9 protein-coding genes are annotated in these 7,253 nt (G+C 34.2%); 6 read left to right on the top strand and 3 right to left on the bottom strand.

The genetic code is table 11. The features are described 5' to 3' along the window. Positions 1–270: 270 nt before the first annotated feature. The 5 genes from HNR52_RS10080 (at position 271) to HNR52_RS10060 (ending at position 2,121) form a co-directional block, all read left to right on the top strand. Positions 271–570 carry a YmaF family protein gene (locus HNR52_RS10080; protein ID WP_013786949.1) on the top strand — a complete coding sequence of 100 codons (300 nt, stop codon included), beginning with the start codon at positions 271–273 and terminating at the stop codon, positions 568–570. Between the two features lie 126 nt (positions 571–696). Next, positions 697–843, top strand: a complete 147-nt coding sequence (locus tag HNR52_RS10075) for a hypothetical protein (protein WP_435620522.1) — start codon at positions 697–699, stop codon at positions 841–843. A gap of 28 nt (positions 844–871) precedes the next feature. Further along, positions 872–1,414 carry an iron-sulfur cluster-binding protein gene (locus HNR52_RS10070; RefSeq protein WP_435620521.1) on the top strand — a complete coding sequence of 181 codons (543 nt, stop codon included), beginning with the start codon at positions 872–874 and terminating at the stop codon, positions 1,412–1,414. Between the two features lie 12 nt (positions 1,415–1,426). Continuing rightward, positions 1,427–1,882 (top strand): ferredoxin-like domain-containing protein, encoded by a 456-nt coding sequence (locus HNR52_RS10065; RefSeq protein WP_435620520.1) that lies wholly within the window; start codon positions 1,427–1,429, stop codon positions 1,880–1,882. Positions 1,883–1,890: 8 nt separating this feature from the next. After that, complete coding sequence (locus HNR52_RS10060) at positions 1,891–2,121, top strand: 4Fe-4S binding protein (protein WP_435620519.1); 231 nt, start codon at positions 1,891–1,893, stop codon at positions 2,119–2,121. A gap of 17 nt (positions 2,122–2,138) precedes the next feature. Here HNR52_RS10060 and HNR52_RS10055 read toward each other — a convergent pair whose 3' ends face one another. Both HNR52_RS10055 and HNR52_RS10050 read right to left on the bottom strand, forming a co-directional pair. Further along, positions 2,139–3,539, bottom strand: a complete 1,401-nt coding sequence (locus HNR52_RS10055) for a B12-binding domain-containing radical SAM protein (RefSeq protein WP_013786948.1) — start codon at positions 3,537–3,539, stop codon at positions 2,139–2,141. A 33-nt stretch (positions 3,540–3,572) separates the two neighbouring features. Beyond that, positions 3,573–4,229 (bottom strand): HAD family hydrolase, encoded by a 657-nt coding sequence (locus HNR52_RS10050; protein ID WP_435620518.1) that lies wholly within the window; start codon positions 4,227–4,229, stop codon positions 3,573–3,575. Positions 4,230–4,607: 378 nt separating this feature from the next. Between HNR52_RS10050 and HNR52_RS10045 the strand changes: the two genes are divergently transcribed. Continuing rightward, a complete protein-coding gene (locus HNR52_RS10045; protein ID WP_435620517.1) occupies positions 4,608–5,651 on the top strand; it encodes an NAD(P)H-dependent flavin oxidoreductase in 1,044 nt (347 codons plus the stop codon). Positions 5,652–5,688: 37 nt separating this feature from the next. Here the strand turns inward: HNR52_RS10045 and HNR52_RS10040 are convergent, their stop codons facing one another. Beyond that, a complete protein-coding gene (locus tag HNR52_RS10040) occupies positions 5,689–7,230 on the bottom strand; it encodes a DEAD/DEAH box helicase (protein WP_435620516.1) in 1,542 nt (513 codons plus the stop codon). Positions 7,231–7,253: the final 23 nt, after the last annotated feature.

Here is a 7,253-nt window from a genome sequence, read left to right as displayed (position 1 = left end):
GCTCCACTCCTATGGTTAATATTGTTATAGTGTAACAACATATTAAATACCATAAAAGCGAGCATTTGTCTCTATTTTTTATTAAATTTTTTCATGTAAGTTTGTTATGATAATTTATGTTAGTGAATTTTCTCATTTATAGTTAAATATTACCAATTTAAGAAACGAAAAAGCATTTTTTAATCGTTTCATTTATCTTTATATATTATCACTATATCAACATCAAACATATAATGTAAAATACAATAATATATTTTGGAGGTATATATTATGTCAGATGGAGATAAACACTACCATGATTATTTTGGCACTACAAGTACAGTGTTAGAGCACAACCACGATTACAAAGGATGTACCAGCTATGCCATACCATATGGCACAAGTCATATACACTATTATTCTGGGTATACGTCTATAGCCAAAAATCACAAACACTATATAAATGGATACACAGGACCTGCCATAAGGACTAAAGACGGCCACGTCCACAAGATGGATGGTAGAACATCTTACGATAAAGACCACTATCATAATTACAGCAATTGCACTTCAAAGCAAATATACAATTAATGTGCTCCCTCTTTTGAGGGAGTACATTAATTGTGAGATATATCACATAAAAATTTTCGATTTTATGATAAAATTTTGTTAAATAAATAACCATTAGCCATGAAAACAGCAATACGAGGTGATATGATGGGTACTGAATTAGATGTAAAAAGTTTTGATGATGCCCTGAAAATATTAAGCAAAAATTACAAAATATTCGCTCATATAAGGTTAAAAGGAAAAGGTGCATTTTCTGATACTGATCTTGTGACATACGGAGATATCTTCATATAAAGACATAGAATTAAAACCTGGAGATTTCTTGTTTATAAGAGGGCCATATGGCTACGGATTTCCTGTAGAATCCTTTAAAAATAAAAATGTAGTGATCGATGCTGGCGGTACAGGTCTCGCACCAGTCAAAAGCATAATAAATAGGTATTGCAAAAATCCTAAAGAAATAAAAAAACTCAATATTTTGGTAGGTTTTAAGTCTCCAAAAGACATACTTTTTGAAGATGAAATAAAAAAATGGAAGGAAAAATTTGATGTTTTATTGACCGTTGATAATGGCGATGAAACGTGGACAGGAAATATTGATTTAATCACAAAATTTATACCAGATTTAAATATCGAAAGCCCCGACGATACGATCGTAATTGTCGTAGGTCCACCTATGATGATGAAATTTACATGCCTTGAATTTTTAAAGCGAGGTATACCAGAGGTAAATATATGTGTATCATTCGAAAGAAAAATGTCATGTGGCATAGGAAAATGTCGCCATTGCAAGATAAATGAAACATACGTTTGCCTTGAAAGTCCTGTATTCAACTATACAAAATCCAAGCAACTTCTCGATTAAAGGAGTGAAATTATGATTCTCGATATCGACACAAAACTCTTAAAGAAAAATGCTTACAGAGTGACAAAGCAAAGAGGCATAACAGCTCTTAGAATAAGGGTTCCCGGCGGAGATCTAAATATAAAGTATCTCGACATAATAAAGGAAATAGCTGAAAAGTATGGCAATGGAATTGTTAACATTACAACACGGCAAGGATTTGAAATACCAGGAATACCTATGGAAAAAATCAATGAGATAAATGAGCTTATATCTCCTATTATAAGAGATGAAGGCGTCCAAATAGAAGATGAAGAAGGAGGATACCCTGCCGCAGGCACGAGAAACGTATCATCTTGCATCGGTAATCGGGTATGCCCATTTGCCAACTACGACACGACAGCACTTGCACTAAAGATAGAAAAGTTAATATACCCTAATGACTATCTCGTAAAAACGCAGTCACTGGTTGCCCCAATGATTGCATAAAAGCTCACATGCAAGACATAGGCATCATAGGTCAAGTTGAACCAGTTTACGATCCATTAAAATGTATCGGGTGTCAAGCATGTGTAAAGAATTGCAAAAGAAGAGTAACTGATGCCCTTACTTTCGAAAACTTCAAAGAAGAAGTCCTAAAGGACGTCAAACTGCCTAAAAAAGCTAAAGTAGCAAATACCATAGATCACACAGGTTATAGATATGAAAGAAATACAATATATGATTAAGATAAGCCTCTTTCGGCTTATCTTTTTATCCATTTAGTATTGATATCGCTCCCTTTAAACCTTGATTTTAAATTGCCAACTAAATTGAACACGCTATGTGATAAATTGTAAATAAATCCAATAGTCTTGTCATCGAATTCATAATTGTAGTTTAAAGAATTACCCTTATACAAGCCTTTTTCTTTCATATCTCTTTCAACTTCTGTACCTGCTAAAGGCAAAAGTCTACTTACAGGATAATAGTCAAGCCTTTCCTTTCCTATCAATTTTACAGCATTGTTTATAAAAGAGATGTTTTCGCTAAGCTCTTTAAAATTTATATGCGGATCGAACATGATAAATCCCATCGATATATAAAGATCTAAATCATTTAAAATCTTTAAAGCATTTATATTGTCCTCAACCCTTACATCTTTTTTAAAACGGTCAAGTACTGTTTGCGATCCTGATTCGACGCCTAAAAATACCCTTTTAAGCCCTGCCTTTTTTAGAATAGAAAAAAGCTCCTTGTCTACATCGTTTACTCTGCACTGTATGCTAAAATTGATATTCATGCCACTTCGTATGATCTCCTCAGCCAATCTATATGCCCTTTCATAACTTTTACCTTTACCGCCTACAAACTCAGCATCGTTGAAAAATAAATTTCTTACATTGTATTTTTCATATAGTATTTTTATCTCATCAATGACATTCTCTACGCTTCTTTGCCTATATTTTTGACCAAACTGAGAAAAAAATGGTCCAACACTGCAAAAGCTGCATCTTCCATAGCATCCTCTTGATGTTAGTATAGAGGCAAAACCTGACTTTAAGATTACTATCGGAAGCGTATCTCTTTCAGGATACGGCATACTATCAAGGTCATCTATGAGAGGTCTTTTGTCATTTGCCTTTAAAGTATCGCCGTCTTTATAAACTATGCCTTCTAAGTCTTTCCATTCTTCATCATTTAGTATCTTTTTTGCAAGTTCTGTAAAGGTAAGCTCTCCTTCGCCTAAAACAACTGTGTCAATCTGAGGGCACTCCATCAATATCTCATCGTATGAAAAAGTGGGGTATATGCCACCTACAGATAAATGCCCCTTATAGCCCGTTTCCTTTATTTTTTTTATGAACCTTAAAGCTTCAATTGCACCATCCTGAAATGGTATGCTTACACCTATCAATTTTGGCTTGTTTTGCTTTATATCGTAGACAACATCGTCTGGAAATAAATCATAAAGTGGCATATCCACTATCTTTACACTGATGCGCTCTTTTCTTAAAAAAGCTGCTATATATGCAAGTCCTAAATGTTCGTATTTATCTTTCATACTTGACGATGGAGGATTTATAAGAAAAACATCGTACTGCTCCATTATATCAATTCCTTTCAAAGTTCCAACAATACACAACAAATATATATTTCTACACAAATCTTAAAAATCCTCCAAGCATATGTAACAATTTTATATATTTTGCAATTTTTCGTAATCCAATTCAGAAAATGAACGTATCTCCATGTCCGCCATACTTATGTCTTGATTACCTGAATTAGGATTTATAAATCCCACTACTTTCATGCCAGCACTTTTTGCAGCCAAAACTCCTTTATTTGAGTCCTCTATTACTATGCACCTTTCAGGTGCAACATTAAGTTTTTCTGCCGCATAAAGAAAAATATCAGGATATGGCTTACTTCTCTTTACAAAATCACCTGATACAAGCTCGTCAAAATAGTTTTCAAGCTTGAGTCTTTTTACAACAATTTCAATTACATCAATAGGTGATGATGAAGCAACTGCAAGTCTCATGTTTCTTTTATGCAATTCTTTTACAAGCTCGTCTACACCTACTATAGGCTTTACTGCATCATCGTGTTTTGATATATAATCAAAATACCTTTTTCTGTCCATCTCAACGAGTTCCTCTACTGTAAACGGTACGTTGCACTTATTCTTTACGTATTCCCACATATAGTGAGACGTTGTCCCCACAAACGAAATATGCTCCTCAAAAGATATATTGGCTCCTATTTCCTTGAAAATATCTTCTTCCAATTGTATGTGCAGCGGTTCACTGTCGATTAATACGCCATCCATATCAAAAATAACTGCCTCAAACACATTCAGCACTCCTTCTCCCTTTATTTGCTACACATATAGTATATAAATTATTTAATCTCTTGTGAAGCCCTCATATAATTCGAATTAAACCTTAGAATTCGCGTAAATTGTATATTTTTACTGAAATCGCATATGAAAGAGCATAAATGAGAAATGCCATTGTAATCAGTTCACTTGTTACAACTGTATTTGATTGATTCTTAAAAAACATGATTAAAGGATTTAATATTTTAAAAATTTTTGATTTAATATTTTAAAAATTTTTTTCTTGACTCTCCATCAAAATAATGTTAGAGTAACTTTATAAAATCATATGAGGAGGAATTTACGATAGATATCAATATTAAAAGTTTAAAAATTGGCGATTTAGTAGCAAAATTGCCAATAATCCAAGGTGGCATGGGCGTAGGAGTGTCACTAAGCAATCTCGCTTCCGCCGTCGCCAATGAAGGTGGCATCGGTGTAATATCTGCAGCAGGTATCGGCATGCTGGAAAAAGATTTTGCTACAAATTACATTGAAGCAAATATAAGGGCACTTAGAAAGGAAATTAAAAAAGCCAGAGAGAAAACTAAAGGTATAATTGGCGTTAATATAATGGTGGCACTGTCAAATTTTGCTGACATGGTTAAAGCATCAATAGATGAAGGCATTGATATAATCTTTTCCGGCGCAGGACTCCCATTAAATCTCCCTAAATTTTTGAATAAAACATCTAAGACTAAATTAGTACCTATTGTTTCATCTGAAAGGGCATTCAATCTTATAGCAAAAAGATGGCTGCAAAAATACGATTATTTTCCAGATGCTGTTGTTGTTGAAGGTCCAATGGCTGGTGGTCACTTAGGATATTCAAGTGAGCAAATATCAAATCCTGACTATTCTCTTGATAAAATATTAAAAGGCGTATTAGAAGAAACAAGGCAATATGAGGAGATTTCAGGAAAGCAAATACCTGTTATTGCCGCTGGTGGAATATATACAGGTGAAGACATATACAAATATCTAAAAATGGGTGCTGCTGGTGTACAAATGGCCACGCGTTTTGTCACAACCGATGAATGCGATGCGTCAGATGAATTTAAAAAGTCATATCTCAACTGCAAAAAAGAAGATATAGCTATAATAGAGAGTCCTGTCGGTATGCCAGGTAGAGCAATCATTAATAAGTTCCTTAATGATGTAAAATCAGGTGAAAGAAAACCATATAAATGTTTGTATCACTGCATTAAGACGTGTGACTATAAAAAAAGCCCTTACTGTATATCACAAGCACTCATAAACGCTCAAAAGGGGCTAATGGAAAATGGATTTGCATTTGCTGGATCCAATGCCTATAGAGCGGATAAGATAATACCCGTCAAAGAATTAATTAATACTCTCATGGATGAGTATAATAAATCACTTTATTTAAGCATATAACTAATTTAAAAGACTGCCATATTGGCAGTCTTTTAAATTAGTTTCTGGGCTTTGAAATCTCTACGTTTATTCTTTTACCATCGATTATCTTACCAGATAATTGGTCAATTATATTCTTTGCAGCGCTTTTAGCCACATTTACAAACGAAAATTTTTCAAATATGTCTATATCCTGTATATCATTTTTTGAGATGCGGCAATCTGAAAAAAGCTTAATTGCCGTCCTCTTATTGAATTTGTCTTTTCTTCCTAAATTGATAAACAGCCTTAAATAATCCCGTTCAATATCATTTCTATATACATCTTCCCCATAATACATATCCATCAAAGCTGCCGCAACATCTACAAGATTGTATTCTTCGTCAAGCTCCATTGCCAATGGCACAAACCGTTTATAATCATTTTTCTCCAATGTCTTTTTGATTTCAGCTATCATTTTATTGTACTTGACTTCCAATATGTCATCTACAGTTGGCAGTTCTTTTCGCTTTATTTTGCATCGTGTAGCTTTTTCTATCCTCTTCAATGCTGGATATTCCCTTGATGTTACTAATGTATAAGCAACACCGCTTCTATTTGCTCTTCCCGTCCTGCCAATTCTGTGAACGTACGATTCTACATCTTGTGGCAGATTGTAATTTATGACATGTGTCACATTCTCAATATCTATGCCTCTTGCTGCTACATCAGTCGCTACCAAGAAATCCAAAATACCTTCTTTGAATTTCCTAAGCGTATTTATCCTTTGATTTTGGCTCATATCGCCGTGCATTCCCTCAACATTGTATCCTCTTGACTGCATATTTTCTGTAAGCTCATCAACTTCTTTTTTTGTCTTGCAGAAAATTATCGTGCTTGACGGCTCCTCAACATCTAATATTCTGCAAATAGATTCAAACCTTTCTTGGTTTTTTACCTCGTAATAAAAATGCTGGACTGTTGAAACAGTCATAGTCTTTTTTACGATAGAAATAAATTTCGCATCGCTTTTCATGTATTTCTTTGCAAGATTTTTTATTTCATCTGGCATCGTAGCAGAAAACATCATTGTCTGTCTTTCTTTATTTGTATGGTTTATAATTTCTTTAATATCGTCTATAAACCCCATATCCATCATTTCATCTGCTTCATCTATGACAAGGTACCTTACACTCTTTAAGTCAAGCACATTCCTCTTTATAAGGTCCAAAACTCTCCCAGGCGTACCTACAACGATGTCTACACCTCTTTTTATTGCTTTAATCTGCCTATCTATTTGCACGCCACCATAGACAGGAAGCAATCTCACTTTAGAATACTTCCCAATGCGGGCCAATTCATCATTTACTTGTATTGCGAGCTCCCTAGTAGGAGTCAAAACAAGGCAAAACACTTTCCCATCATTTGAACTAAAATTGTTTATGATAGGTGCACCGTACGCCAGCGTCTTGCCGGTACCTGTCTCTGCCTGTCCTATTACATCAAAACCTTCTAACAAAACAGGTATTACTTCCGACTGTATTTTGGATGGCTCCTCGAATCCCATATCGTCGATAGCTTTTAAAATTTTTTCATTTAAATGTAGTTCCTTAAAATCCATTAATCTTTTGTCTCCTTAATATT

The sequence above is a fragment of the Thermoanaerobacterium thermosulfurigenes genome, assembly GCF_051201035.1.
Taxonomy (GTDB): Bacteria; Bacillota; Thermoanaerobacteria; order Thermoanaerobacterales; family Thermoanaerobacteraceae; genus Thermoanaerobacterium; species Thermoanaerobacterium thermosulfurigenes.
The sequence above is the reverse complement of the archived record's forward strand: the minus strand, read 5'-3'. Positions and strand labels throughout refer to the sequence as shown.

Excerpts from the sequence above, each read along its gene's own strand:
- HNR52_RS10075 (WP_435620522.1), top strand. The coding sequence starts at position 697 with ATGGGTACTGAATTAGATGTAAAAAGTTTTGATGATGCCCTGAAAATA.
- HNR52_RS10080 (WP_013786949.1), top strand. The coding sequence starts at position 271 with ATGTCAGATGGAGATAAACACTACCATGATTATTTTGGCACTACAAGT.
- HNR52_RS10060 (WP_435620519.1), top strand. The coding sequence starts at position 1,891 with ATGCAAGACATAGGCATCATAGGTCAAGTTGAACCAGTTTACGATCCA.
- HNR52_RS10040 (WP_435620516.1), bottom strand. The coding sequence starts at position 7,230 with ATGGATTTTAAGGAACTACATTTAAATGAAAAAATTTTAAAAGCTATC.
- HNR52_RS10065 (WP_435620520.1), top strand. The coding sequence starts at position 1,427 with ATGATTCTCGATATCGACACAAAACTCTTAAAGAAAAATGCTTACAGA.